The 26493-nt window shown below is 72.0% G+C and carries 26 protein-coding genes and 1 pseudogene; 15 read left to right on the top strand and 12 right to left on the bottom strand.

The features are described 5' to 3' along the window. Positions 1-74: 74 nt before the first annotated feature. Positions 75-488, top strand: a complete 414-nt coding sequence (locus P2424_RS09290; RefSeq protein WP_209243022.1) for a transcriptional repressor — start codon at positions 75-77, stop codon at positions 486-488. A gap of 18 nt (positions 489-506) precedes the next feature. On the opposite strand, the gene P2424_RS09295 is transcribed toward P2424_RS09290, so the two are convergent. Next, on the bottom strand, positions 507-1379 hold the full coding sequence (locus P2424_RS09295; protein ID WP_276475308.1) for a TetR/AcrR family transcriptional regulator: 873 nt from the start codon (positions 1377-1379) through the stop codon (positions 507-509). 65 nt (positions 1380-1444) lie between these two features. Between P2424_RS09295 and P2424_RS09300 the strand changes: the two genes are divergently transcribed. Both P2424_RS09300 and P2424_RS09305 read left to right on the top strand, forming a co-directional pair. Then, positions 1445-2386 (top strand): ATP-binding cassette domain-containing protein, encoded by a 942-nt coding sequence (locus P2424_RS09300; protein WP_276475309.1) that lies wholly within the window; start codon positions 1445-1447, stop codon positions 2384-2386. Continuing rightward, the gene (locus P2424_RS09305; RefSeq protein WP_276475310.1) at positions 2379-3134 is read left to right on the top strand and encodes an ABC transporter permease; all 756 of its coding nucleotides are present in this window, start codon (positions 2379-2381) and stop codon (positions 3132-3134) included. Before P2424_RS09300 ends, P2424_RS09305 begins: the two co-directional genes overlap by 8 nt. Before the next feature lie 6 nt (positions 3135-3140). Here the strand turns inward: P2424_RS09305 and P2424_RS09310 are convergent, their stop codons facing one another. Then, entirely contained in the window at positions 3141-3794 is a 654-nt protein-coding gene (locus P2424_RS09310) for a TetR family transcriptional regulator (protein WP_276475311.1), read from the bottom strand. A 123-nt stretch (positions 3795-3917) separates the two neighbouring features. Between P2424_RS09310 and P2424_RS09315 the strand changes: the two genes are divergently transcribed. Continuing rightward, a complete protein-coding gene (locus P2424_RS09315) occupies positions 3918-4097 on the top strand; it encodes a hypothetical protein (protein WP_276479181.1) in 180 nt (59 codons plus the stop codon). A 56-nt stretch (positions 4098-4153) separates the two neighbouring features. Beyond that, positions 4154-4411 carry a DUF4190 domain-containing protein gene (locus P2424_RS09320; protein ID WP_276478894.1) on the top strand — a complete coding sequence of 86 codons (258 nt, stop codon included), beginning with the start codon at positions 4154-4156 and terminating at the stop codon, positions 4409-4411. Positions 4412-4471: 60 nt separating this feature from the next. Here the strand turns inward: P2424_RS09320 and P2424_RS09325 are convergent, their stop codons facing one another. From P2424_RS09325 to leuA, 5 genes and pseudogenes are all read right to left on the bottom strand, one after another. Continuing rightward, on the bottom strand, positions 4472-5311 hold the full coding sequence (locus P2424_RS09325) for an isoprenyl transferase (RefSeq protein ID WP_276475312.1): 840 nt from the start codon (positions 5309-5311) through the stop codon (positions 4472-4474). A 147-nt stretch (positions 5312-5458) separates the two neighbouring features. Then, positions 5459-6205: pseudogene (recO, locus tag P2424_RS09330) on the bottom strand (DNA repair protein RecO); the annotation flags it as partial. Positions 6206-6382: 177 nt separating this feature from the next. Further along, positions 6383-7804 (bottom strand): family 1 glycosylhydrolase, encoded by a 1422-nt coding sequence (locus P2424_RS09335; RefSeq protein ID WP_276475313.1) that lies wholly within the window; start codon positions 7802-7804, stop codon positions 6383-6385. A gap of 130 nt (positions 7805-7934) precedes the next feature. Then, positions 7935-8600, bottom strand: coding sequence for a TerB family tellurite resistance protein (locus P2424_RS09340; protein WP_276475314.1), 666 nt, complete (start codon positions 8598-8600; stop codon positions 7935-7937). Between the two features lie 165 nt (positions 8601-8765). Beyond that, complete coding sequence (leuA, locus tag P2424_RS09345) at positions 8766-10559, bottom strand: 2-isopropylmalate synthase (protein ID WP_276475315.1); 1794 nt, start codon at positions 10557-10559, stop codon at positions 8766-8768. 354 nt (positions 10560-10913) lie between these two features. Between leuA and P2424_RS09350 the strand changes: the two genes are divergently transcribed. Both P2424_RS09350 and P2424_RS09355 read left to right on the top strand, forming a co-directional pair. Beyond that, on the top strand, positions 10914-12011 hold the full coding sequence (locus tag P2424_RS09350) for a M4 family metallopeptidase (RefSeq protein WP_276475316.1): 1098 nt from the start codon (positions 10914-10916) through the stop codon (positions 12009-12011). A gap of 86 nt (positions 12012-12097) precedes the next feature. Continuing rightward, complete coding sequence (locus P2424_RS09355) at positions 12098-12376, top strand: protealysin inhibitor emfourin (protein ID WP_276475317.1); 279 nt, start codon at positions 12098-12100, stop codon at positions 12374-12376. 90 nt (positions 12377-12466) lie between these two features. On the opposite strand, the gene P2424_RS09360 is transcribed toward P2424_RS09355, so the two are convergent. Then, positions 12467-13267, bottom strand: a complete 801-nt coding sequence (locus P2424_RS09360) for an HAD family acid phosphatase (RefSeq protein WP_276475318.1) — start codon at positions 13265-13267, stop codon at positions 12467-12469. Between the two features lie 446 nt (positions 13268-13713). Between P2424_RS09360 and P2424_RS09365 the strand changes: the two genes are divergently transcribed. After that, positions 13714-14790 (top strand): PfkB family carbohydrate kinase, encoded by a 1077-nt coding sequence (locus tag P2424_RS09365; protein WP_276478895.1) that lies wholly within the window; start codon positions 13714-13716, stop codon positions 14788-14790. 182 nt (positions 14791-14972) lie between these two features. On the opposite strand, the gene P2424_RS09370 is transcribed toward P2424_RS09365, so the two are convergent. From P2424_RS09370 to P2424_RS09380, 3 genes are read right to left on the bottom strand one after another with little or no spacing between them, the layout of a single operon-like run. Continuing rightward, on the bottom strand, positions 14973-15761 hold the full coding sequence (locus tag P2424_RS09370) for an ABC transporter permease (protein ID WP_276475319.1): 789 nt from the start codon (positions 15759-15761) through the stop codon (positions 14973-14975). Then, positions 15758-16723 (bottom strand): ATP-binding cassette domain-containing protein, encoded by a 966-nt coding sequence (locus P2424_RS09375; RefSeq protein ID WP_276475320.1) that lies wholly within the window; start codon positions 16721-16723, stop codon positions 15758-15760. The genes P2424_RS09370 and P2424_RS09375 overlap by 4 nt, the downstream gene beginning before the upstream one ends. A gap of 27 nt (positions 16724-16750) precedes the next feature. Beyond that, entirely contained in the window at positions 16751-17410 is a 660-nt protein-coding gene (locus P2424_RS09380) for a DUF4097 family beta strand repeat-containing protein (RefSeq protein ID WP_276475321.1), read from the bottom strand. 223 nt (positions 17411-17633) lie between these two features. On the opposite strand from P2424_RS09380, the gene P2424_RS09385 reads away from it, so the two are divergent. The 6 genes from P2424_RS09385 to P2424_RS09410 all read left to right on the top strand — a co-directional run bounded on the left by P2424_RS09385 (position 17634) and on the right by P2424_RS09410 (position 23960). Next, the gene (locus tag P2424_RS09385; protein ID WP_276475322.1) at positions 17634-18416 is read left to right on the top strand and encodes a helix-turn-helix domain-containing protein; all 783 of its coding nucleotides are present in this window, start codon (positions 17634-17636) and stop codon (positions 18414-18416) included. 212 nt (positions 18417-18628) lie between these two features. After that, positions 18629-20791, top strand: coding sequence for a PhoH family protein (locus P2424_RS09390; RefSeq protein WP_276475323.1), 2163 nt, complete (start codon positions 18629-18631; stop codon positions 20789-20791). A gap of 12 nt (positions 20792-20803) precedes the next feature. Then, positions 20804-21304, top strand: coding sequence for an rRNA maturation RNase YbeY (gene ybeY, locus P2424_RS09395; RefSeq protein WP_019356128.1), 501 nt, complete (start codon positions 20804-20806; stop codon positions 21302-21304). Continuing rightward, positions 21301-22638, top strand: a complete 1338-nt coding sequence (locus P2424_RS09400; protein ID WP_276475324.1) for a hemolysin family protein — start codon at positions 21301-21303, stop codon at positions 22636-22638. Before ybeY ends, P2424_RS09400 begins: the two co-directional genes overlap by 4 nt. A 38-nt stretch (positions 22639-22676) precedes the next feature. Continuing rightward, positions 22677-23039 carry an MmcQ/YjbR family DNA-binding protein gene (locus P2424_RS09405; protein WP_276475325.1) on the top strand — a complete coding sequence of 121 codons (363 nt, stop codon included), beginning with the start codon at positions 22677-22679 and terminating at the stop codon, positions 23037-23039. 105 nt (positions 23040-23144) lie between these two features. Next, complete coding sequence (locus P2424_RS09410) at positions 23145-23960, top strand: hypothetical protein (protein WP_276475326.1); 816 nt, start codon at positions 23145-23147, stop codon at positions 23958-23960. A gap of 55 nt (positions 23961-24015) precedes the next feature. Here P2424_RS09410 and P2424_RS09415 read toward each other — a convergent pair whose 3' ends face one another. Beyond that, positions 24016-25497, bottom strand: a complete 1482-nt coding sequence (locus P2424_RS09415) for an MFS transporter (protein ID WP_276475327.1) — start codon at positions 25495-25497, stop codon at positions 24016-24018. An 84-nt stretch (positions 25498-25581) separates the two neighbouring features. Here P2424_RS09415 and P2424_RS09420 point away from each other — a divergent pair, with 84 nt between their 5' ends. Beyond that, entirely contained in the window at positions 25582-26463 is an 882-nt protein-coding gene (locus tag P2424_RS09420; protein ID WP_276475328.1) for a helix-turn-helix transcriptional regulator, read from the top strand. Positions 26464-26493 lie beyond the last annotated feature (30 nt).

Here is a 26493-nt window from a genome sequence, read left to right on the forward strand (position 1 = left end):
GGGCCGCGAACGCCGCGCCGACCCGGAGCCGCCTCGGCGCTCCCCGGAGCCGACGAACGTTAAGGAGCCAGAGCGTGACCACCGCAGGTCCCCCCGTACGCGGCCGGTCGACCCGGCAGCGCGCCGCCGTCTCGGCGGCACTCGCCGAGGTCGAGGAATTCCGCAGCGCGCAGGAACTGCACGACATGCTCAAGCACCGCGGCGACTCGGTGGGGCTCACCACGGTCTACCGCACCCTGCAGTCCCTCGCCGACGCGGGTGAGGTGGACGTGCTGCGCACGGACGACGGCGAGGCCGTCTACCGGCGGTGCCACAGCGACGACCACCACCACCATCTGGTCTGCCGCGCCTGCGGCAAGGCCGTGGAGGTCGAGGGCCCGGTGGTGGAGAAGTGGGCGGCCTCCGTCGCGGCCGAACACGGCTTCGTGAACGTGGGGCACACCGTGGAGATCTTCGGCACCTGCGGGGACTGCGCCGCCGCGGGGTGACCGCTCTGCGCGGAGGGGCTACTCCCGCTCCGCGCGCGCCGCGATCAGCGCCTCGACCCCGTCCAGGATGGTCGTCAGGCCGAAGGTGAAGCCGCCCGTGTCCGCAGGACTCCCGGCGTGCTCGGGGCCGTCGGCGGCACCCTCGGCGCCCGCGGCGCCGTCCTCGCGTACCTCGCCCGAGTCCAGCATCTCGCGGATGGCGGGGAACCGGCCGGTGCCGGTCAGCTGCCGCAGCAGCTGCCAGTAGCGGCGCTCGGCGTCCTGCCATCCCGGGCCGTCCCGCCGGCTCGCCTCCGCGATGTCCGCCATGAGCGCGACGTTGCTGCGCGCATAGCCGCTCAAGGTGATCAGGACGCCGAGTTTCTGCTCGGCGTCCAGCCCGGTCTCCCGCAAGCAGGCCAGCGCGTGTTCCATCCACTCCACGCCGTGCGGGGACAGTGGCGGGGTGCCGATGGGGATGCGGACGATCCACAGATGCCGCTGAAGGACGGCATGGTAGGCGTGGGCCCAGTGCTCCATTCCGGCGCGCCAGCCGTCCTCCGCGGGAGGGCCCGGCACGGGTACGCCGATGGCCGCGTCCTCCATGAGGATCAGCAGGTCCTCCTTGCCGGCGACATGGCGGTAGAGCGCCATGGTCGAGACGCCGATCTCGGCGGCGACCCGGCTCATGGACAGCGCACCGAGCCCCTCGGCGTCGGCGACGGCGATGGCCGCCGCGACGATGCGCCGCGCGTCCAGACCACGGGCCTGGCCCCCGCCGGGCCGTTCCTCCAGGCCCCAGGCGGCGGCCACGCCTGCCGGGAGGCCGGTGGGTGACTGCTGCTCCCGCTCCGCCATCGTGTGCCGATCCACCTCTCCGGTTGCCTTCCCCGCCAGGTACGTGTATAGCATACGCAGAGATGTTTATGACATACGCAACAGCGCGTATCACGTACACAAACCGGAGGGGGAACGCCATGCATCCAGCGCCGGAGGGGAGCTGGGCGATCGAAGCCCGAGGGCTGCGCAAGACGTACGGCTCGCTACAGGTACTCGGGGGGATCGATCTGAGGGTGCGCCGCGGCAGCGTCTTCGCTCTGCTCGGACCGAACGGAGCGGGCAAGACCACCACCGTCCGCATCCTGGCCACGCTGACCCGCGCCGACGCCGGGCAGGCCTTGGTGGCCGGACACGACGTGGACACCGCACGGTCCCGGGTGCGCCGCGCCATCAGCCTCACCGGGCAGTACGCGGCACTGGACGAGGAGCAGACGGGGCTGGAGAACCTGCGGATGATGGCGCGGCTGCGCGGCCTGTCCCGCGCAGCCGCCCGGCGCCGGGCCGGGGAACTGGTGGAACGGTTCGCGCTCAGCGAGGCCGGGGACCGCCGGGTGTCGACCTACTCGGGCGGGATGCGGCGCAGGCTGGACATCGCGGCCGGACTGGTCACCGAGCCGCAGGTGGTCTTCCTGGACGAGCCGACGACGGGACTCGACCCGCGCAGCCGCCGCACGATGTGGGAGACGGTCGGCTCGCTGGCCCGGGCGGGCGTGACCGTCTTCCTCACCACGCAATACCTGGAGGAAGCCGACCAACTGGCAGACCGCGTCGCCGTGCTGGACCACGGCCGGGTGCGGGCGGAGGGCACTTCCGAGGAGCTGAAGAAGACGGTCGCAGCCCAGCGGCTCGACGTGACGATGACCGGGCGCTCGGCCTATGCGGAGCTGGCCGGACGGCTCGGCGGACGTGCGCTGCACCGGGCGCCGGAGGAGCTGGTGCTGGGCGTGGCGACCGACGGCAGCGCCGCGCAGGTCCGGGCACTGCTGGACGAGTTGGACCCCACGCGCGAGCAGGTAGCGCACTTCTCGCTGCACAGCGCCACCCTGGACGACGTCTTCCTGGAGCTGACCCATGAGTGACCCCGCCGCCTACACCGTGCTGGCCGGACGAGCCGTCCGGCTGACCCGGCGCAACCCGGACGCCGTGATCACGGCCTTGGTACTGCCGGTGTTGCTGATGCTGGTGTTTGTCTACTTCTTCGGCGGTGCCATCGAGACGAGCACCGGGAAGTATGTGACGTACGTGGCGCCCGGGGTGCTGATCCTGTGCGCGGGATACGGCGCCTCGATGACGGCGACCACCGTCTCCGACGACATGACCGGCGGCATCATCGACCGCTTCCGCTCGATGGACACCAGCCCCACCGCCGTACTCAGCGGCCACGTCGCGGCGAGCGTGGCACGCAACGCGGCGGCCACGGCGGCCGTCCTGGCCGTGGCGTTCGCGATCGGGTTCCGGCCGCACGCGGGAACGGCGGACTGGCTGGCGGCCATCGGCATCCTGCTGCTCTACCTCACCGCGCTCTCCTGGCTCGGCGCCGCGGCCGGTCTGCTGGCCAAGACCCCGGAGGCCGCCGGCGGGTTCACCTTCGGGATGCTCTTCCTGCCCTATCCCAGCAGCGCGTTCGTTCCCATCGACACCATGCCGGGCTGGCTGCACGGCTTCGCCGACAACCAGCCGGTGACCCCCGTGATCGAGTCCCTGCGCGGCCTGCTGCTGGACCAGCCCACCGGCAACAGCCCCTGGCTGGCGCTCGCGTGGTGCCTGGGGCTGCTGGCACTGGCACTGCCACTGTGCGCGGTGCTGTTCCGCCGGCGCACCGGCTGACCTCGCCTACGAGACGGGGGCCGCCGGGTCGGAGGTCCAGTGCCGGCGGCCCAGGCTGATGAGGCGCAGCTGGCGGCGCGCGGTGCCCGCGACGACGTCCTCCGGCGGCCCCTCGCCCAGGGCGGCCTCCAGGAAGGCGGAGGCGGTCATCACCATGTGGTCGACGTAGGTCTCGCCCAGCATCCGCAGATCCTCCCAGCTCCAGTCCCGGGAGACCTCGTCGCGGGCGAGCACCTCGGCCACCTCCTGTGCGAACCGGTCGAGTTGGGCGCCGATGGCGGTCCGCACGGCGGCCACTCCGCCGTGCCGCTCGCGCACCACGAAGCGGATGTGCTCGGGGTGTTCGCGCACGAAGCGGGCGATGGCGCCGACGAGGTGATCGATGCGCTCGCCGTCGTCGCTGCGCTCGGTCAGCCCGGCCCGTATCACCGTGTGCAGGCTGCCCAGCGACTCCTCCACCAACGCGACGCCCAGGTCGGCCACGTCGCGGAAGTGCCGGTAGAAGGCGGCGGGCGAGATGCCCACGGCACGGGTGATCTCCCGCAGTCCGATGCTGCTGAGGCTCTGCTCCTCCAGCAGCGCCAGGCCCGCGTCCAGGAGTGCGCGGCGGGTCCGGGCCTTCTGGAGGTCCCGCTGCGAGTGAGGGGTGCTGCTGCTCATGAATTCAGTAAACAGTTGTGCGCCGAACCCCGCAATGCTGTAGTCTCCAACTCAGTGAACAGTTGTCACCACACCTGTTCACTGAAAGTCGCACGCACCCGACGACCGCCGACAAGCCGACGCATGGGGAGGGAAGAACAGATGATCTTCCTGGTCGCCGCGTTCCTCCTGCTGGGAGTCCTGGTGGGCCCACCCGCCCAACTCCCGCCCGAGGTGACCGTCCCGGCAGCCGCGATGATCGCCGCCTGGCTGCTCGTCTTCACCGCCCGCGAGCGCATCCGCCGCCACCGGCAGAGGAGCTGACCGTGAGCACGACCACCGCCGACGCCACCGAGAACCGCCGCCCGCTCACCACACCGCTGCGCAAGGGGCGCACCCGGAGGGGCGACTCCGACGACATGGCCGTGGCCTCGTTCGTCATGGGCCTGGTCGGACTGCTGGTCTTCAATGTCGTCCTCGGCCCCTGCGCGCTGGTCCTGGGCGGACTGGCCCTGGCCCGCGGCACCACCCGCCGGGGCCGCGCGCTGCTGGGCACCGCCCTCGGCGCCGCCGACCTGCTCGTGCTGGCGGTGCTGATGACCGCGAACGGCACCGTCTCCTGGAACTTCACCGGCTGACCGGAACGCCGCGGCCGCCCGGCGGCCGCGGCACCGCTGCCCACCGACGGCCCGCGGGCGTCAGCCGGCGGCGGTGCCCTGCTCGCCGCTCCCGCTCTGCTCGTCCCGCGCGCCGCCGAACCGGCGGTCGCGCCGGGCGTACTGGAGGCAGGCGTCCCACAGGTCGCGCCGGTCGAAGTCCGGCCACAGCACGCCCTGGTAGACCATCTCCGCGTAGGCGCTCTGCCAGATCAGGTAGTTGGAGGTGCGCTGCTCGCCCGAGGGGCGCAGGAAGAGGTCCACATCCGGCATGTCGCCGTAGTACAGGTACTTGGCGAACGTCTTCTCGCTGATCTTGGCCGGATCCAGCCGCCCCGCCACCACCTCCTCGGCGACGGCCCGCGCCGCGTCCGCGATCTCTGCACGGCCGCCGTAGTTGACGCAGAAGTAGAGCGTCATCGCGTCGTTGTCCTCGGTCTGCTCCTGGGCGACCTGGAGCTCCTGGACGACGGATTTCCACAGCTTGGGCATCCGGCCCACCCAGCGGATGCGGATACCCAGCGCGTCCATCTCGTCGCGGCGCCGGCGGATCACGTCCCGGTTGAAGTTCATCAGGAAGCGCACCTCCTCGGGCGAGCGCTTCCAGTTCTCGGTCGAGAAGGCGTACAGCGACAGGTTCTTCACACCCATCTCGATGCACCCCTTGAGCACGTCCATGACGACGCCCTCACCGACCTTGTGGCCCTCCGTACGTGGCAGCCCCCGCTGCTTGGCCCACCGGCCGTTGCCGTCCATGACGACGGCCACATGGTTCGGGACCAGCTCGCCCGGGATCTTGGGCGGCCGGGCACCAGAGGGGTGCGGCTCGGGCGCCTCGTACTCGCGCTGCTGCGACCAGGGCAGCATTCCGCGGCGTGCCATCGCTACTCATCTCCAGCGGGCGGGACAGGGGGACACTCTGACCGCCCGAGCCTAACCGCTCCCCGGGCCACCGTCCGGCCCGGTACCCGCGGATCCGGCCGGACGCGGCAGCCCCGCCGACCCGGCCGGCAGGTCCTGGCCGCTGGACGCCTGCCGGATGTACCGCAGGGAGCGCAGCCCGCGCTCCAGGTGCCAGTGCAGATACGCCGAGACCAGCCCCGAGCCCTCCCGGCGGTGCCGGTGCTCCGAGGCGTCCGCCGTCGCCCAGTCGCCGGTCAGCAGCGCGCCCAGCAGCCGCAGCGCCTCCGGGGAGGGCACCACGCTGCCCGGCACCCGGCAGTCGGCGCACACCACACCGCCGGACGCGACGGAGAAGAACCGGTTCGGACCGGGCAGACCGCACTTGGCGCAGTCCGCGAAGCTGGGCGCGTAGCCGCCCATCGCCAGGGAGCGCAGCAGGAAGGCGTCCAGCACCAGACCAGCGCCGTGCTCACCCGACGCCAGCGTCCGCAGGCCGCCGACCAGCAGCAAGTACTGCTGCACGTTCGGCTCGCCCTCGTGGTCGGTGAACCGCTCGGCGGTCTCCAGCATGGCCGTACCGGCGGTGTAGCGGTCGTAGTCCGCCACGATGCCCTGGCCGTACGGGGCGATCGTCTCCGTCTGGGTGCACAGCGGCAGGCCCCGGCCCACCAACTCGCTGCCCCGTGCGAAGAACTGCACGTCGACATGGCAGAAGGGCTCCAGCCGGGCCCCGAACTTCGACTTCGTCCGCCGCACCCCCCGCGCCACGGCCCGCACCCGGCCGTGGCCGCGGGTGAGCAGCGTGATGATGCGATCGGCCTCGCCCAGCTTCTGGGTGCGCAGGACGATGCCGTCGTCACGGAAGAGGCTCACGCGATCACCGACGCGTTCCGGGTGCAGCACATGAGGGCATTGTCCCGCACCCCGGTGGCGGCCTGTGGCTCCCGGGGCGCGGAGGCCCGGCACGGGGGGCGAGCTCACCGAGTGCGCACGGTCGCGCACCGAGGGCTCACACCGGCCGCCGGCACCCCCGGTCCACCGGGAGCTACGTCACCGGGCGGGCGGGCCGGTGCGCTGCTCGCCGCGCTGCTCGCGCAGGGCACGGCGGAGCCAGTGGAAGGAGTCCTTCGGGGTGCGCTCGCACGTCGGGTAGTCCACGTGGACCAGGCCGAAGCGCTGTGCACAGCCCTCGGCCCACTCGAAGTTGTCCAGCAGCGACCAGACGAAGTAGCCGCGCACGTCGAGGCCCTCGGTGATCCCCCGGTGCAGGGCGCGCAGATGGGCGTCGTGGAAGGCGATGCGGCGCGCGTCGCGGGTGCGGTCCGGGTAGGAGCAGCCGTTCTCGGTGACCAGGACCGGGGGCAGCCGGTCACCGTACCGGTCCCGGAGGATGTGCAGCGTCTCCGGCAGTCCCTCGGGGACGACCGCCCAGCCGAATCCGGTGCGCTCCCTCCCCGGCAGCTCGTGCAGGGTGAAGGGGAGTTCGGCGGGAATCCCGACGCCCGCGAACCCGCCGTCGGCGGGCCCGGCGTCCGCGGGCCCGGCGTCCGCGGCGGGCCGCGGCTCGGGGGCGCCGACCAGGGTGGGCTGGTAGTAGTTGACCCCGTACCGGTCGAGGGGTTCGCTGATGGCCTTCAGGTCCTCGTCGACCGGGCCCGGCAGCAGCGCGGCCAGCCCCTCGTCCGGATAGCGGCCCAGCAGCAGCGGATCGGCGAACAGCCGATTGGTCAGGGTGTCGTAGAGGTCCGCCGCTGCGGCGTCCGCCGCGCTGTCCGTCCGCGGCCGCACCGGGCCGTGCGAGTTGGCGATGCCGATGGAGCCCACGCCGCGCGCCCGCAGCGCCCGTACCGCGAGCCCGTGACCGAGCAGTTGATGGTGCGCGACCGGCAGCGCGTCGAACAGCAGCCGCTCGCCGGGCGCGTGTGCCCCGAGGCCGTGGCCCAGCAGCGTCAGTTCGGCGGGCTCGTTCAGGGTGATCCAGTGCGCGACACGGTCCCCGAGCCGGGCGGCGACCGTGTCGGCGTAGTCGGCGAACCGCTGCGCGGTGTCGCGCCGCAGCCAGCCGCCGCGCTCTTCCAGCGCGAGCGGGGTGTCCCAGTGGAAGAGCGTCGGTACGGGCCGGATGCCGGCCTCGCACAGGGCGTCGACGAGCCGGTCGTAGAAGTCGAGTCCGGGCCCGTTGACCGGCCCGGCGCCGGAGGGCAGGACGCGGGGCCAGGAGACGGAGAACCGGTAGGCGTCGACGCCGAGCTCGCGCAGCAGTGCCACGTCCTCGGGCCAGCGGTGGTAGTGGTCGGTGGTGACCGAGGCGTCGCTGCCGTCCTTGATCCGGCCCTGCTGCCGGACGAAGACGTCCCAGGCGGAGGGGCCGCGCCCGTCCTCGTCGAGCGCACCCTCGATCTGGAAGGCGGAGGTCGACACGCCCCACAGGAATCCGTCGGGGAAGACCGGCAGCGGCTGATGACTCGTCATCCCGGGAGCCCACCAAGCGGGCGCCCGACGCGTCAATACCCGTGCGCTGCACAGCCGTTGGCCGACGTGGCGCGGCGGCCCGACGGGCCGCCGGTGCCCGGGGCTCCGGCCCCGCGGCAGGTCCCGGGGGTCAGGAAGGGGTGCGGGCCTGGAGCAGCAGCCGGTCCACGTCGTCGGCACCGATCCGCAGCGCCCGCCCGACGGAGGCGAGCACCTCGCGCTCCGCCGAGCAGTACATGCCGTCGGCGAGCGCGATCCGCGCACCCTGGAGCAGCAGGGACTCGCGACCGGGCACGGCCAGATGCGGGGTGAGCGGCGCGAGCACGTCGTGCAGTTCGAGCTCCAGGGAGATGCTCCCGCCGCGTTGCCTGCTCTCCGCGGTGACGGCGGCGAGCAGCGCGGTCAGCTCCTCCTCGGCGCAGCCGGGGAAACCGGCGGCCCGCACGGTCTCCGCGGCCGTCTCGCGGGCGGCAGGCGCGTCCGCGCCGCCTGCGGCCAGCACGGCGAGCGCCACACTGTGCACGGCCTCGCGCAGCATGGCGGCGAGCCGCGCCGTGGTGGGCCGCTCGAGCGCTTCGGGGCCGAAGTGGCCCCGGCATGCGACGCATTCGACGACGGGCCCGGCCGCGCCGCGCGGGACCAGCGGAATGTTCAGAACGACGAATCTGCGTCGTCCGGTGCGCCTGCGGTAGCGGCGGTCTCCGCCGCAGCCGGGGCAGAAGAAGTCGCCGTCGTCGAGGGTGCGCCAGCTCGTGCGGACCCCTGCCAGGCGTACACGGAAGGGTCGTTGACGCATGGGCCTCGCACCTCCATCACGATTCGGCAACGTCGCCGGGTGACGTGATATTAACCACAGCCGGGGGGCCGGAGACACCCCCCGGAGGGATTTCGGTCCCTCCGGGTGTCAGGTCCTCCGGCTCGCGGCGGCTTCCGGGGCGGGGTACGGGTACCGGGCCGGGCGTCACCTGGCGGCGCGGTTCACCGCCGAGACGGCGGCCTTGATGGAGGCCCGCACGATGTTCGCGTCGATGCCCACACCCCACAGGACCTGCCCGCCGATGGCGCACTCGATGTAGGCGGCGGCCTGGGCGCCGACGCCCTCGCTCATGGTGTGCTCCACGTAGTCGAGCAGCCGCACGTCCACGTCGACGGCGTGCAGCGCGTCGAAGAAGGCCGCCAGGGGGCCGTTGCCGGTACCGCTCAGCGTCACCGGCGCACCGTCGACGACGGCCTCCACCGTGAGCGCGTCGGCGCCCTCGCTGGTGGTGGAGGTCTGCGCGCCGCGCAGCGCGATGCGGCCCCAGCTCTTCCCGGGGGTCGGCAGGTACTCGTCCTGGAAGACCTCCCAGATGGCGGCGGGGGTGACCTCGCCGCCGTCCGCGTCGGTCTTCTCCTGGATGATCCTGGAGAACTCCACCTGCATCCGGCGGGGCAGGTCCAGGCTGTGCTCGCCCTTGAGGACGTAGGCGATACCGCCCTTGCCGGACTGCGAGTTGACGCGGATGACGGCCTCGTAGGAGCGGCCCACGTCCTTGGGATCGATGGGCAGGTAGGGGACGGCCCACTCGACGTCCCCGACCGGCCGGCCGGCCTCGGCCGCCCGGGCCTCCATGGCGTCGAAGCCCTTCTTGATGGCGTCCTGGTGGGAGCCGGAGAAGGCGGTGTAGACCAGGTCGCCCACGTACGGGTGGCGCGGGTGGACCTCCATCTGGTTGCAGTACTCGTAGGTGCGCCGGATCTCGTCGATCTGCGAGAAGTCGATCATCGGGTCGACCCCCTGGCTGAACAGGTTCATCCCCAGGGTGACCAGGTCGACGTTCCCGGTCCGCTCGCCCTGCCCGAACAGGCAGCCCTCGACGCGGTCGGCGCCCGCCATCACGGCCAGCTCGGCGGCGGCCACGGCGGTGCCGCGGTCGTTGTGCGGGTGCACGGACAGACAGACGTGCTCGCGGCGGGAGAGGTGCCGTCCCATCCACTCGAAGCGGTCGGCGTGGGTGCTGGGGGTGGAGCGCTCGACGGTGGCGGGCAGGTTGAGGATGATCTCGCGGCCGTCCTCGGGCTGCCATACGTCCATGACGCTCTCGCAGACCTCCAGCGCGAAGTCCAGCTCGGTGTCGGTGAAGATCTCCGGGCTGTACTGGTAGCCGAAGACGGTGCGCTCGTCCAGCAGCTTCTCGGCGTACTCCACCACCAGCCGGGTGCCGTCCACGGCGATCTGCCTGACCTGGTCGCGGGTGCCGCGGAAGACGACCTCGCGGAAGACCGGGGCCGTCGCGTTGTACAGGTGCACCGTGGCGTGGTGGGCGCCCTTGAGGGATTCCACCGTCCGCTCGATCAGCTCTTCTCGGGCCTGGGTGAGGACGGAGATCGTCACGTCCTCGGGGATCGCGTCCTCCTCGATGATGGAGCGCACGAAGTCGAAGTCGGTCTGGCCCGAGGAGGGGAAGCCGACCTCGATCTCCTTGTAGCCCATCCGCACCAGCAGGTCGAACATCTCGCGCTTGCGGGCGGGGGACATCGGGTCGATCAGCGCCTGGTTGCCGTCCCGCAGGTCGGTCGAGAGCCAGCGGGGCGCCGCGGTGATCCGATTGCCGGGCCAGGTGCGATCGGGCAGGTCGACGGCTTCGTATTCGCCGTACCGGTGGAACGGCATCCCCGAGGGCCGCTGGCGCGTGGTGGCGGCGGTGAGCGGGGTGGCGCGGCCGACTGGGGCCTGCGTCGCGCGGGCGGACCGGTCCTGCTGCTGGGGTGTCATACGTACAGGCTCCTGTGAGGTGGCTGCTCGAAGACCGACGACAGCACTGAACTCCGCGGGGAGGGGGTCGGCCTTGCGGTGGCTACAGACCCTCGCCGCGGCAGCTAAGAAGAAGCAGCCCGAAACGCATGATGTCGGCAGCATAGCCGAGGACCGCACGGTATCCGTGGGGCGTTTCAGCATGCGGGATGCCGGGCGGCGGGTGCCGCCGGAACGCGGCCGCGGAGGCGCGGTTGGGAGCCGGGCGGCACACCGGGCGAATCCGGACGAAGCGGCGTCGCGTTCAACACCGTTTTGTGCGAATCATCGCCGCAACCGGTGACAGTTCGGTGACTCAGTGCCACATTGCTCTGTATGAACGCACCTCGCGCGCACTCATCGCAGACCCATCCCGTCTTCTGCACGATCGTGCCTCCGCACCTCCTCGACCAGGTGTCCAGGAGCAGCGACGATCTACTCTCCCGGCCCGCGCGGCGCACTCTGGAGCAGGACGCGACCCAGCGAACCCGACGCCAGATCACTACCGTCCGTCACGGCCTGCTCGCGGGGGCACCGGTCGCCCCGGACATCGACCCCGCAGAACGCACTCCGCAGCGCACCATCTCCGACGCGGACAACAAGGAGCGGCTCCCCGGCGAGGAGGTCCGCACCGAGGGCAGCGAGCCCGTGCGGGACGCCTCGGTCAACCGGGCCTACGCGGGTCTGGGTGCCACCTTCGAGCTCTATCTGAGCGTCTACGACCGCTACTCCATCGACGGCGCCGGGCTCCCCCTGGACGCGACGGTGCACTACGGCGAGGAGTACGCCAACGCCTTCTGGGACGGCGAGCAGATGGTCTTCGGCGACGGCGACGGCGAGATCTTCCGCGACTTCACCCTGCCGGTGGACGTCATCGGGCACGAACTGACCCACGGCGTGACGCAGTACAGCGCCAACCTGGAGTACTACGGCCAGTCCGGGGCGCTCAACGAGTCGGTCTCCGACGTCTTCGGCGCCCTGATCAAGCAGCACAGCCTGGGCCAGAGCGCGCAGGAGGCCGACTGGCTGATCGGCTCCGGGCTGTTCACCGACCGGGTGGAGGGCGCGGCCCTGCGCTCCATGAAAGCGCCCGGTACGGCCTACGACGACGACGTGCTCGGCAAGGACCCGCAGCCGGCCACGATGGAGGACTACGTCTCCACCGGCGCCGACAACGGCGGGGTGCACATCAACTCCGGCATCCCCAACCACGCCTTCTACCGGCTCGCCGTGGACCTGGGCGGCAACGCCTGGGAGCGCGCGGGCCAGATCTGGTACGACACCCTCACGGGAGGTTCGCTGCAACCGGACACGGACTTCGCCGCGTTCGCCGCGGCGACCACCGAGGCGGCCTCGGCCCGCTACGGCGACGGCAGCGACGAGCACGAGGCGGTGCGCAAGTGCTGGTCCGAGGTGGGTGTGACGCCGGAGTGACCGCGGCGGCAGCCGGCTGACACCATCCGCCCGAACCCGCCCGTCCGGCCCTTACCGTGCGGCCGCCGGGCGGGGAGGATGGAGCTATGCGTATCACTGTCATCCGCACAGGCGGCTTCGCCGGGCTCACCCGTCGGGCCACCGTCGAGACCGCCGACCGGCCCGACGCCGAGGAGCTCGCGCAGCTCGCCGACCAGGCGGTGCGCGAGGGCCTCAGCGAGGCGCCGACGGGCGTACCCGACGGGTTCCACTACGAGGTCGATGTGGCGACCGACCAGACGGCCGCCTCCGCTCACTTCGCCGACCCCAAGCTCACCGAGGCGCAGTCGGCACTGGTGAGAAAGGTGCTCAAGGAGGGTGCGTGAGCGGCCCGGTCACGCACGGGTCCGGCAGCCCCTGCCCGGGACCCGGCCCCGCGCGGGCGGGCCCCGTCGGGGCAGGTGGCACGGGTCCCGTCAGGGCAGGTAGTACATGGGGTTGGGCATCTTGACCGTGCGGCCGGAGTGTCCGCCCTTGAGATCGCTGTACTGGTCGCCGAAGTTGGCGAGGATGTCGTAGCCCTGCGCCTCGATGTGCTTGCGGGTGCCCGACTTGTACTCGATCGTCGTGCAGTCGCTGCCGCACTTGAGGTAGGGCGGCGGGTGCTCCTCGTCCTTGAGGAAGAAGTGCTCCTTGTCGACCGGGTTGCGGTAGCCGGCCTTCTTGAGGTTCCGGACGCTCCAGTCGCGCTGGTACTCCTTGCGCCCGGTCACCAGGAAGACGGTGATGCCCTTGCCGTGCGCCCAGTTGACGAGCTTGCGCATGCCGAAGACCGGGTCCATGTCGGTGGTCCGCAGATAGTCGTCCTGCGCCCGCGGCGTGTAGTGGTAGCCGATCCGCCGCTCGAAGTTGTAGGTGAGCAGGGTGGTGTCGTCCACGTCGACGACGAGGGCCGGCTTGTCGCCGGAGCCGTGCCGGGTTCCCTGGCCGTCGTACCGGCGCAGGTCCCGGGTCAGCTCCTTGCGGGCCTTCGCGGCGATGCGGCGGGTCTGCTTCGCGTAGTTGCTGTGGGGCGACGCGTAGTGCTCGCCGTCGGGGGTCTCGATGTCGCCGTAGTACGCCTCGATCTTCGTCTTCACCTGGTCGAGGTTGGGGATCTCCTTGTCGGTCCTGGGCACGGCGTGCTCGGCTGTGGCCTGGCCGACGCCGAAGAAGGCCGTGCCCGCGACAGCGGCGACGGCCACGAGCGGCAGAACGGAACGGAGAGGACGGGGCATTGCACGGCTCCTCGCGGCGAATTGGCAGGGGCATGAGAACTCGGGGAACGTAGCAGGGCGTCCGACACCGCATCTACGCGCGAAGATTCAATGCTTCGCAAAACCTGCCAGGCACCGGCGCGGAAGCTCCGCAGCGGACCGCTCCCGGTGAGAGGGCCGGTCCGGACCCGGAAGGCACTATGGTCGGGGGCGAACCGCACGGCCGGTCCGCCGTACCGGGCGTCCCCCCAGGCCGGGTCAGCGGCAGCAACACTCGACGGCGATCGACGGGGATCGACGGGGAAGGCACGGTGAGCACGGTGAGCACGCGCGGGAGCCCCGGGGCCGGTCGGCCCCTGCCCGGCCGGCCGGGACCCGGCCTCGTCCATCCGACCCGTCCGCACCCCTCGCACGGGCACCCCCGGCAGCAGCATCGCGCCGCCCTCTCCCGCCCGCTCTTCGACCCGCTGGCCGCCGTCCGCCCGTCCGACGCGCCGCGCTGGGACGTCTATCTGACCGGCACCGTCTTCCTGGACATCATCTTCACCGGGCTCGACTCCGCGCCGGTGCGCGGCACCGAGTCCTGGGCCCGCGGCATGGGCTCCTCGCCCGGCGGCATCGCCAACATGGCGACGGCGCTCGCCCGGCTGGGGCTGCGCACCTCGCTGGCCGCCGCGTTCGGCGACGACATGTACGGCGACTACTGCCGCGAGGAGCTGGAGGGGGGCGAGGGCATCGACCTGTCGCTGTCCCACACCGTCCCCGGCTGGCACTCCCCCGTCACCGTCTCGATGGCGTACGAGGGCGAGCGCACGATGATCTCGCACGGTCACGAGGCGCCGCCGAAGAACGCCGCGACCGCCTACGATCCGGACGCGCCCGAGTGCCCGCCCCCGGCCACGGCGTGCGTCTCCTCACTGGTGCCGGGCCGCCCCCAGGAGTGGGTCGGAACCGCCGCGCGGCGCGGCAGCCGGATCTTCGCCGACGTCGGCTGGGACGAGACCGGCCGCTGGGACCCGGCGGCGCTGGCCGAACTTCCCGACTGCGAGGCGTTCCTGCCCAACGCGGCCGAGGCGATGCGCTACACCCGTACCGAGACCCCGCAGGCCGCCGCGCACGCCCTGGCCGAGCATGTACCGGTGGCCGTGGTGACGATGGGAGCGGAAGGCGCCTATGCGGTGGACGCGCGCAGCGGGGAGACGGCCACCGTGCCGGCGATCACCGTGGAGGCGCTGGACACCACCGGCGCCGGGGACGTGTTCGTCGCCGGGTTCGTCACCGGCAGCCTCGCCGGATGGCCGCTGGCCGACCGGCTCGCCTTCGCCGGGCTGACCGCCGCGCTGTCCGTGCAGGAGTTCGGCGGCTCGCTGTCGGCACCCGGGTGGCCCGAGATCGCCGCCTGGTGGCGCCGGGTGGGCTGCCAGGAGGCCGACTGCGGCCACTACTCCTTCCTGGACCGCATCCTCACCGACTGCGCGGCCTCGGCGCCTCCCCGGCGCGCCGTCCCCACGCTCGGTTTCCGCCGCACCGGCGACGACGGCTGAGGCCGGCGGCGGCCCGGTGCGGACCGTACGGACCGTGCGATGGCGCGCGGCGGGAGCCCCCGCCCGCGGCGGAACGCCGACGGGGCGGCATCCGCGGCGTGTTGCCGGCGGGTGCCGCCCCGGGCGGGACGAGGTGCGGGAAGTCCGGGGCTTCCGGGAAGTGACCCGCGGGTGCACGCGGACTACTTCGGATCCCGCCGGAAGGCCGACGTCGACCAGCGGTAGCCGAGTGCACCGAGCACCAGACACCAGGCGAGGGCCAGCCACCCGTTGTGGCCGATCTCCGTGCCGAGCAGCAGCCCGCGCAGGGTCTCGATGGCCGGCGTGAAGGGCTGGTACTCGGCGATCGGCTGGAACCAGCCCGGCATCGAGTCGATCGGCGTGAAGGCGCTGGAGATGAGCGGCAGCAGGAACAGCGGCACCGCCATGTTGCTGGCGGCCTCGGCGTTCGGGCTGGCCGTCCCCATCCCGACCGCGATCCAGGTGACGGCCGCCGCGAACAGCGTCAGGAAGCCGAACGCGGCCAGCCACTCCAGGACGGTGGCATCCGTGGAGCGGAAGCCGATGGCCACGCCGACGGCACCGACCAGCACGACGCTGGCGATCGACTGGATCACGCTGCCGACGACGTGCCCGATGAGCATGGACCCGCGGTGGATGGCCATGGTGCGGAAGCGGGCGACGATGCCCTCGGACATGTCGGTGGCCACGGAGACCGCGGCGCCGACGACGGTGCTGCCGATGGTCATCAGCAGGATGCCCGGGAGAAGGTACGCGAGGTACGCGGAGCGGTCGGCGCCGCCGGCGATCCCCGCGCTCATCGCGTCTCCGAAGATGTAGACGAACAGGAGCAGCAGCATCACGGGAGTGAGCAGCAGGTTCAGCGTCAGCGACGGGTAGCGGCGCACGTGCAGCAGATTGCGGCGCAGCATCGTGGACGAGTCGCGTACGGCGAGGGTGAGTGCGCTCATCGCGTTGCCTCCTCGGGCTGGTGGTTCTGGGCGGGCACGGTGGTGGAGCCGGTCAGGGCGAAGAACACGTCGTCGAGGTCGGGGGTGTGCACGGTCAGTTCGTCGGCCTCGACACCGGCCGAGTCCAGCCAGTCGAGGAGGGAGCGCAGTTCGCGCTGGCTGCCGTCGCTGGGGATCTGCAGCGCGAGCGCCTCGTCGTCCCGGGCCGTCTCGCGCAGCGCGGCGGCCGCCGACCGGTAGGCCGCCGGGTCGGTGAAGCGGAGCCGGATGTGTCCGCCGGGGATGAGCCGCTTGAGCTCCTCGGCTCTCCCTTCGGCGGCGAGCGTGCCGTTGTCGAGCACCGCGATCCGGTCGGCGAGTTCGTCGGCCTCCTCCAGGTACTGGGTGGTGAGGAAGACCGTCACCCCGTCGGAGACGAGTTCGCGGATGATCTGCCACATGGTGTGGCGGCTGCGCGGGTCGAGGCCGGTGGTCGGCTCGTCGAGGAAGATGATCCGCGGGCCGCCCACCAGCGTCATGGCGATGTCCAGGCGGCGCTTCATACCGCCCGAGTAGCCGGCCGCGGGCTTCTTCGCGGCCTCCACCAGGTCGAACCGCTCCAGCAGCGCTGCGACGGTACGGCGCCCCTCGCGCTTGGGGAGCCGGTGCAGGTCCGCCATCAGGAGCATGTTCTCCTCGCCGGTGATCAACCCGTCGACCGCGGAGAACTGTCCGGTGACCCCGATCGCGGCCCGTACCGCCTGGGGGGCGGTGGCCAGGTCGTGGCCGCCGACGCGCAGGTCACCGGCGTCGGGGGAGACGAGGGTGGAGAGGATCTTGACGGCGGTGGTCTTGCCGGCGCCGTTCGGGCCGAGCAGGGAGAAGATCGTGCCGGTGGGCACCGACAGGTCGATGCCGTCGAGGACGACCTTGTCGCCGTAGGACTTGCGCAGCCCCTTCGCCGCGATGGCCAAGTCGGTCATGACAGGTGCTCCTTCGAAAAGCTGTGGTCAGAGGCTGCGGGCGGTGATGTCGCCCTGGGAGGTGGCCGCGTGGATGTCGAGTTCGGTGGTGCCGTCGTTCTTGAGGGAGTTGCTGACGCTGCCGAAGGAGGTGGCCTCCAGCGCGGCCGAGACGCCGGTGGCGGCGCCGACCGAGATGTCGCCCTGCTGGGTGCGGAGCACGACCTTGCCGCGCACCGCCTCGGCGATCCGGATGGCGCCTCTCGCGGTGCTGATCTCCGCGGGGCCGCCCAGCCGGCCGATCTCGACGTCGCCGTCGATCGCGGTGAGGCGGACCGCCGCCGCTTCGTCGATCTTGATCCGGCGGTACGCGCCGTCGAAGTCGATGTCGCCGAGCCGGCCGACGACCCGGAGCTCGGTGCTCGCCGCCTTCACCTCGACACGGGACCCGGCGGGCAGTTGGACGGTCACCTCGACGGACCCGGAGGGGCCGAGGTACTGCTTCTCCTGCGGGAGCCCGATCCGCAGGACGCCGTCGGCGTACTCGGTCGCGGCCCGCTCCGCGGCCTTCACATCGCGGCTCTTCGAAGCGTTCGAGGGGCGGATCTCGACCACGGTGTCGACGCGGTCGGCGGCGATGATCTGGATGCGTCCGGCGGGGACGTCCAGGACGGCGGCGATCGGGGCGGGGGTGGCGAAGGTCTGCATCGTGCTCTCCTTGCGGGTCGCTGTTTCGAACAATGGAAAAGCTACGTTGCGTTCACGGATCCCACAACGTTCTTTTCTTTCGAAAAAGATGAACGTGCAGCTCATAGCGGAGATATCGTTGCGTCGAGGCTGAAGAGTAATGCAACAAAGCTGAACGGGCGTTGCAATAGAATGAAGGTGAACGCTACCCTGGAGGCCGGACGACGACATGGAGGAGGCAGCGATGCCGGGAGGCAGGCTCACCCGCAAAGACCGCCAGCAGATCGCACAGGGGCTGGCCGACGGCCTCCCCTACGCCGAGATCGCCCGGCAGTTGGAGCGCCCGACCTCGACGATCACGCGGGAGGTACTGCGCAACGGCGGCCCCGCCGACTACCGCGCGGAGCCCGCGCACCGGGCCACCGAGCGCCGCGCCCAGCGGCGCTCGTCCGGCACCTCCCGACGGCCGGAGCCGGTCGCCCTGCCGCACGGACGCGACCCCGAGGCCCTGGCCGAGTACGAGGAGCAGTTCACCGACGTCCTCATGCAGTCGGGGCTGTCCAACCGGATGATGGCGCGGATCCTCGTCTGCCTCCTGACCGCCGACTCCGGCAGCATGACCGCGGCCGAGCTGGTCCAGCGCCTCCAGGTCAGCCCGGCCTCCGTCTCCAAGTCCGTCGCCTTCCTGGAGGGCCAGGCCCTCATCCGCAGAGAGCGCGAGGAGCGCCGCGAGCGCTACATCGTCGACGAGAGCCTCTGGTACCAGTCGATGGCCGCCAGCGTCCGGGCCCTGGACCAGCAGGTCGCGATCTCGCGGCAGGGCGTCGGCGTCCTGGGCGCCGGCACCCCGGCCGCCGTCCGCCTGGAGAACACCGCCCGCTTCCTCGACTTCGTCTCCGAGAGCCTCACCCGCGCCATGGAGCAGGCCCGCGACGTACTGCACACCGAAGCCCGGCCCGCCGAGTCCGCGTCGCACCCCGCTCCCGCGTCGGAGGGCGCCGCCGCACAGCCGGCGGACCGCGGCTAGGGTCGTGCGCCGAGGGCTGCCAGCTCCCCGGCACCCGGCCGGGATCACGGGCTCCGCGGACCCCCGGGAGGGCTCCGGCACCGCAGCGCACGGGGGACGCCCACACCCGCGCGCGGGAAAACCGGCCGCCTCCGCCCGCTGGGGCGTCGTACCCTGGAGCCGTAGTGGAAGCACGCCGCAGTGAGGGAGATGAGCAGGCCCAGAGGCCGCCCATGACGCAGACAACCCCATCCCAGGCCGGACCCGGGCAGGAGACCGCCCGCTTCACCGTGCCGCCCACGCACCCCATGGTGACCGTGCTGGGCTCAGGCGACTCCCTGCTGCGCGTGATCGAGAACGCGTTCCCCGGTACGGACATCCACGTCCGGGGCAACGAGATCAGCGCGACCGGCAACGCCGCGGAGGTCGCCCTGGTCCAGCGCCTTTTCGACGAGATGATGCAGGTGCTGCGCACCGGTCAGCCGATGACGGAGGACGCCGTGGAGCGCTCGATCTCCATGCTGCGCGCGCAGGAGAACGGCACGGGTGCCGTCGACGAGACGCCCGCCGAGGTGCTCACCCAGAACATCCTCTCCAACCGTGGCCGCACGATCCGTCCCAAGACGCTCAACCAGAAGCGCTACGTGGACGCGATCGACTCGCACACCGTCGTCTTCGGCATCGGCCCGGCCGGCACCGGCAAGACGTATCTGGCCATGGCCAAGGCGGTGCAGGCGCTCCAGGCCAAGCAGGTCACCCGGATCATCCTGACCCGGCCGGCGGTCGAGGCGGGCGAGCGGCTCGGCTTCCTGCCCGGCACGCTCTACGAGAAGATCGACCCGTATCTGCGGCCCCTCTACGACGCGCTGCACGACATGCTCGACCCCGACTCGATCCCCCGCCTGATGGCGGCCGGGACGATCGAGGTGGCGCCGCTGGCGTATATGCGGGGCCGTGCGATGCCAACGTTCACGCAGGTCATGACGCCGGTCGGCTGGCGTCCCATCGGTGACCTCACCGTCGGTGACCTGGTGATCGGTTCCAACGGCGAGCCGACACCCGTCCTCGGCGTCTACCCGCAGGGCGAGAAGGACATCTACCGCGTCACAGCCCAGGACGGCGCCTGGACTCTGGCCTGCGGCGAACACCTGTGGACGGTCCGGACCGCTTCGGACAAGCGCCGCAACAAGCCGTGGCGGGTCATGGAGACCCAGGAGATGATCGGCAACCTCCGGGCGGCGCACGCCCGCCGGTATGAGCTGCCGATGCTCACCGCACCGGTCTGTCACCCGGCGCGCGAGGTCCCGATGGACCCGTACGCGCTCGGGCTGCTGCTCGGAGACGGCTGTATCACGGGGAAGACAACCCCGTCGTTCGCAACCGCGGACCCGGAGCTCGTAACCGCCCTGGAGGACGCGCTGCCCGGCACCACCATGCGGCACAAGGGCGGCGTGGACTACGTACTCGACCGTGTGCGACGTCCGGGCGAGTCCGTGCGAACGGAGAATCCGGTCACCGGGGCGCTGCGAACGCTCGATCTGCTCGGCACACGCTCGCACACAAAACTCGTCCCGGACGCATACCTCTACAACTCGGCCGAGGTCCGGACCGCCCTCCTCCAGGGGCTCTTGGACGCAGACGGCGGACCCGTTACACAGGCGGACCGCACCTGCCGCATCCAATTCTCGACGACATCGGTTCTCCTGCGGGACGACGTGATCGCACTCGTCCAGTCGCTGGGCGGGACGGCCTACGCACGGCGACGGCCTGCTGCGGGACGCAACCGGAGCACCGCCCGGGCTGCCCACCGACACGACTCCCACGTCCTCGACATCCGTCTCCCCGAAGGCATCGAGCCCTTCCGCCTGGCCCGCAAGCGCGACACGTACCACGCCGCTGGAGGCGGCGGTCGCCCCATGCGGTTCGTCGACTCCATCGAACCCGCAGGCCGCGAGGAGTGCGTGTGCATCCAGGTGGCGGCCGAGGACTCGCTCTACGTCACTCAGGACTACCTGCTCACGCACAACACGCTGAACGACGCGTTCATCATTCTGGACGAGGCGCAGAACACCAACCCCGAGCAGATGAAGATGTTCCTCACCCGGCTCGGCTTCGACTCGAAGATCGTGATCACGGGTGACGTCACCCAGATCGACCTGCCCGGCGGGACGAAGAGCGGGCTGCGCCAGGTGCGGGACATCCTGCAGGGCGTCGAAGACGTCCACTTCTCGCAGCTGAACAGCACCGACGTGGTCCGGCACAAGCTGGTGGGCCGTATCGTCGACGCCTACGAGCGCTACGACGACGCCCGGCAGCAGGCCGGCCCGGCCCCGGCAGAGGGCGACACCACGGCCCCGCAGCCGAACGCGAACCGCGGCCAACGCAAGAGGAAGTAGCCGGCACCCACCATGTCGATCGACGTCAACAACGAGTCCGGCCGCCGGGTCGACGAAGAGGCGGTGCTCGACATCGCCCGCTACGCGCTGACCCGGATGCGCATCCATCCGCTCTCGGAACTGTCGGTGATCGCCGTCGACGCGGGCACCATCGAGCAGTTGCACCGGCAGTGGATGGACCTGCCCGGGCCCACGGACGTGATGTCCTTCCCGATGGACGAGCTGCGCCCGCCCGCCCGGGACGAGGAGGAGCCTCCGCAGGGGCTCCTCGGTGACATCGTGCTGTGCCCGGAGGTCGCCGAGAAGCAGGGCGCCGACGCGCCGACCCGGCACTCCATGGACGAGGAGCTGCAACTGCTCACCGTGCACGGGGTGCTGCACCTGCTGGGCTACGACCACGAGGAGCCCGGGGAGCGGGCCGAGATGTTCGGCCTGCAGTCGGCGATCGTCGACGGCTGGCGTGCCGAGCGCGGCCTGTCCGGGCCCTCGCCGGCCCCGACGACGACCTCGTGAGCACGCCCCTGGTCGCCGCCGCCGTCCTGCTGGTCGTCGTGGCATGGCTGGCGGCGTGCGCCGAGGCGGGACTGGCCCGTACCACCAGCTATCGGGCCGAGGAGGCGGTGCGCCAGGGCAGGCGCGGCGGCGCGAAGCTGGCCGCGGTGGCCGCCGACCCGACCCGCTACCTCAACCTGGCCCTGCTGCTGCGGGTGGCCTGCGAGGTGGCGGCCGGCGCCCTGGTGACCTACGCGTGCCTGCGGGCCGTCGAGGGGACCTGGCAGGCGCTGGCCGTCGCCATCGGGGTGATGGTCTTCGTCAGCTATGTCGCCATCGGTGTCTCGCCGCGCACCATCGGCCGCCAGCATCCGCTGAACACGGCGACCGCCGCGTCGTATGTGCTGCTCCCGCTGGCGCGCATCCTGGGCCCGGTACCGCAGTTGCTGATCCTGCTCGGCAACGCACTCACCCCGGGCAAGGGCTTCCGCAAGGGGCCGTTCGCCAGCGAGGCGGAGCTGCGCGCGATGGTGGACCTGGCCGAGCAGGAGTCGCTGATCGAGGACGAGGAGCGGAAGATGGTGCACTCCGTCTTCCAGCTCGGCGACCGGCTGGTGCGCGAGGTGATGGTGCCGCGCACCGACCTGATCACGATCGAACGGTTCAAGACCATCCGGCAGGCGCTCACCCTGGCGCTGCGGTCGGGCTTCTCGCGGATCCCGGTGGTCGGCGAGAGCGAGGACGACGTGGTGGGCGTCGTCTACCTCAAGGACCTGGCGCGGAAGGTGCACATCAGCCGGGACGCGGAGACCGAACTGGTCTCGACCGCGATGCGGCCCGCGACCTTCGTCCCCGACACCAAGAACGCGGGCGATCTGCTGCGGGAGATGCAGCAGGACCGGATCCACGTCTCCGTGGTGATCGACGAGTACGGCGGCACGGCCGGGATCGTCACCATCGAGGACATTTTGGAGGAGATCGTCGGGGAGATCGCCGACGAGTACGACCGCGAACTGCCGCCGGTCGAGGAGCTGGGCGAGGACCGCTACCGGGTCACCGCCCGCCTGGACATCGGCGACCTGGGAGAGCTGTACGGGCTGACGGGCCTGGACGACGAGGACGTGGAGACGGTGGGCGGGCTGCTGGCCAAGTCGCTGGGCCGGGTGCCGATCGCCGGTGCGGCCACCACGGTCGACGTCACCGAGGACCACTCCGACCCCACCCTGACGGGCCTGCGGCTGACGGCCGAGTCCCCGGCCGGACGCCGCAACAAGATCGTGACGGTCCTCGTCGAGCCGGTCCGCGAACCGGTGCGCACGGACGCCGAGGAGAGCAGCGCGCTCAGCGAGAGCTGACGGCCGGACCCGGGCGGCGCGCCCCCTACGCTGAAGGCATGACGCCGGACCAGCTCAGAGCCTGCTGCCTGGAGCAGAACGGGGCGTGGGAGGACCACCCCTTCCCCGCGAACCCGGGCCTGTCCACCTTCAAGGTCGGCGCGAAGATCTTCGCCTTCAGCGGGTTGGACGAGGAGCCGCTCCGGGTGAGTCTCAAGTGCGATCCGGAGATCGCGGTGCGGCTGCGCGCCTCCACTCCGGCGGTGCGCCCCGGCGTACACCTGAACAAACGGCACTGGAACACCGTCGAGCTGGACGGGAGCCTGTCGGACCGGACCGTGCGGGAGATGATCGAGGACTCCTACGACCTGGTGGTGGCCGGACTGCCGCGCTGGGAGCGGCTGCGACTGGGCCGGGACTGACACCTCCCGGACGGCCGCCGCGATCACCTGTTCGGCGGCCGTCGGATCGCGGCCGGGGGCCGGCGCTGGTGGGTTGGAGGGCAGACCGTCCCGAAAGGCGCTCCCATGCCCGCTGCACGCCGCTCTCGCCTCGCCGCCACCGCCGTCGCCGTCACCGTGCTGTCCCTGGCGGGGTGCGGCGGGGACGGCGGCGCGGAGTCCGCCGAGACCGTCTCGCCCTCGCCGCCGCCGTCGAAGTCCGGCGCCACCCCGACCGGTTCGCCCTCGGAGGTGGCCGGGCCGCTCAGCGCGGAGCAGGCCCGCGCCGCGCTGCTGGCCGAGGGCAGTCTGCCCGCCGGATGGCGGCACGCGGACCTGGCCGACGCCGCACCGGCGGGGGCCGCCCCCGAGGAACTGCGGACCGACGACCGCAACTGCCGGCGGCTGTTCGACGTGCTCCGCGGCGACGCGGAGCGGCACGAGGCGCGGACCGCCGCGTCCCGCGGCTACCGCGGGAGCGCGGACGGCCCGTATCTCTCCAGCGAGGTCGCCTCCTACGACGGCGAGGGCGGCGACGGCTCGAAGCGGGCGCTGAGCACCTTCCGGAGTGTGCGGGCGAGCTGCCGGACGTTCACCGCCGAGAACGAGGCGGTCACCGTCGACTTCACCGTCTCCCCGCTGAAGGCCGGGCCGGGCGGTGACAGCGCGTGCGCCCGGCTGCGCGGCACCGCCCGCGGCGGCCCGGCCGACGGGCAGCAGCTCACCCTCGACCTGGTGTTGTCGCGGGTGAAGCAGTCCACGACCGGGGTGGCCCTGCTCTCCGTCGGTGACGGCGACACCGGGCTCGCCCGCCGGGCGGCCCGGACGGCCACCGAGCGGCTGGAGGAGGTGACGGCCGGGCGCACGCCCAACCCGACCGTCCCGCCCGAGCAGGACGGCTGAACCAACCGGCTGACCGATCCGGATCGGCCCCGACCGGTCAGGCAGGTCAGGAAGGTCAGGCCGTCTCCCGTGGGACACGTGCGGCCCGTGTGCGGCCCAGCACGAGGGCCACCAGCGCTCCGACGGCCAGCAGAACGGCGGCGTCGGCGGCGAGGCCCAGCTTGATGCCGCCCAGCGCGGCCTCGGCAGCGGGCGTGCCCGCGTCCCGCAGTGCCGCGGCCCGGCCGACCGACAGGGCGCTCAGCAGCGGGATGCCGAGCGCCAGCCCGAGCTGCATGGCGCTGGTGACCAGGGAGGTGGCCCGGCCCTGGTCCGCGTCATCGAGGCCCGAGGTGGCGGTGACGCCGTAGGTGACGACGGCCACCAGATGCAGTCCGCTGGCCAGCGAGATGGCGAGCACCACCAGCCACAGTCCGCGCTCGGTGCCCAGGCCCAGCAGCGCGGCCGTCAGCACGCCTTGGCCGAGCAGCCCGAGCGCGAGGGTGCGCGGCGCGCCGAACCTGCGGGCCAGTCGGGGCGCGAGGGCGCCGCCGGCGACGGAGGCGAGGCCCTGCACTCCGAAGACGAGCCCGGAGACCAGCGGGGAGACGTCCAGCAACTCCTGCAGGTAGAGCGTCATCAGGAAGACCACGGCGGTCATCATCGAGACGGTGGCGAGCCCGGCGAGGTTGCCGAAGGCGACAGTGGGACGCCGCAGCAGCGACAGCGGCAGCAGCGGCTCGGCACTGCGTGCCTCCACCCGGACGAACGCCACGAGCAGCAGCAGTCCGGCGACGATCGCGCCCAGCACGTCCGGGCGGCCGAAGCCCTCCTCGGCGGCGGTGGACAGCCCGTAGACGACCCCGAACAGTCCACCGGTCACGGTCAGCGCGCCGGGCACGTCCAGCCGGGTCCGCGCGCCCCGGCTCTCGGTCAGCAGCCGGGGCGCCACCAGCAGCACCAGGAGTCCGCCGACACCGAGCAGGCCCATGGTGGAGCGCCAGCCGAGCGTGTCGGTCAGCACACCGCCGACGACCATGCCGACGGTGAAGCCCAGTGCCATCAGCGAGCCGTTGATGCTCAGCGCCTTGGTCCGCTCGGGCCCCTCGGCGAACGAAGTGGTGATCAGGGCCATCCCGGTGGGGACCAGCGCGGCGGCGCCGAGCCCCTGCAGCGCGCGGCCCGCCAGGAACAGCGGTGCGGTGGGCGCGAGGGCGGCCAGCACCGAGGCCCCGGTGAAGAGCGCCAGGCCGGTCAGGAAGGTGCGGCGGCGGCCGAGCTGGTCGCCCAGCCGCCCGAAGAGCAGCAGGAAGCTGCCGGTGGGCAGCGCGAAAGCGGTCACGGCCCACTGCAGTCCCGCCTCGCCCAGCCCCAGGTCGGGACCGAGGACGGGCAGGGCGACGTTCAGGACGGAGAAGTCGAGCGCGACGAGGAACTGCGAGGCGCACAGCACCACCAGCAGCAGGATCTCGCGCGGGGTGAAGCGGTGGGCGGCGGGAGGGGAGACCGGTACGGACGCGGGCGCGGCCGTCTCCGGTGCAGAAGCGGTCGTTGGCATGATCACAGCCTGCTGGCGCGGAACACGCCGTGGGGAGCTGCTGTTTATGGTGGTGCCCGCACCACCACTCAGGGAGGGGAACAGGTGGCCAGTGCCCGGGGGAGCCGGCCGGAGAGACTCCGGCGCGGCCAGGAGTTGCGCACGTTCCTGCGCTCGCGCAGGGCGCGGGTCTCGCCCGCCGAGTCGGGGCTGCCCGACGGCGGTGCCCGGCGCCGGACACCGGGGCTGCGCCGGGAGGAGGTCGCGGTGCTCGCCGGGGTGGGCGCCTCCTGGTACCAGTGGCTGGAGCAGGGCCGGGACATCACCGTCTCGCCGCAGGTCCTCGACGCGGTGGCGCGGGTGCTGCGGATGAGCCCCGCCGAGCGGCGGCACCTGTACGTACTGGCCGGACTCAACCCGCCGCTGCCCGAGTCGGAGTACGACCCCGACTACCTGTGCGCCGGGATGCAGCGGCTGATGGACAGCTGGATGCCCTACCCCGCGCACATCATGGACCCGTACTACAGCGCCGTCGGGCTCAACGCGTCGGCGCAACTGGTGATGGGCATGAACGCGCAGGAGAACTGCATCATCAACTTCTTCTGCGACGCGCGGTACCGGGCCCGCGCGGTCAGCTGGGAGCAGAACGCGCCGGGTGTGGTGGCCGAACTGCGCGCCTCCCTCGCCGAGTGGCCCGCGGACGAGGGTTTCCAGCTGCTGCTGGCGGACCTGCTGGCGGGCAGCGAGGAGTTCCGGGCGCTGTGGGAGCTGGGCGATGTGTGCCGCCCCGGCCAGCGGGTCAAGGAGCTGGACCATCCGGCCGTGGGCGCGCTGCACTTCGAGTCGACGACACTCCAGGTACCGGCCCGCCCCGATCTGCGGCTCATCCTGCACAACCCGATCCCGGGTACCGGCACGGCCGAGAAACTGCAGCGACTGGCCGAGCCGGAGGCCCGCCGCGCGGCCCTCCGGCAGGTCGCGGGCTGAGGCGGCCGCCGGGACGCCGCGGGCAGCGCA

This window comes from Streptomyces sp. WMMB303, assembly GCF_029351045.1.
Taxonomy (GTDB): Bacteria; Actinomycetota; Actinomycetes; order Streptomycetales; family Streptomycetaceae; genus Streptomyces.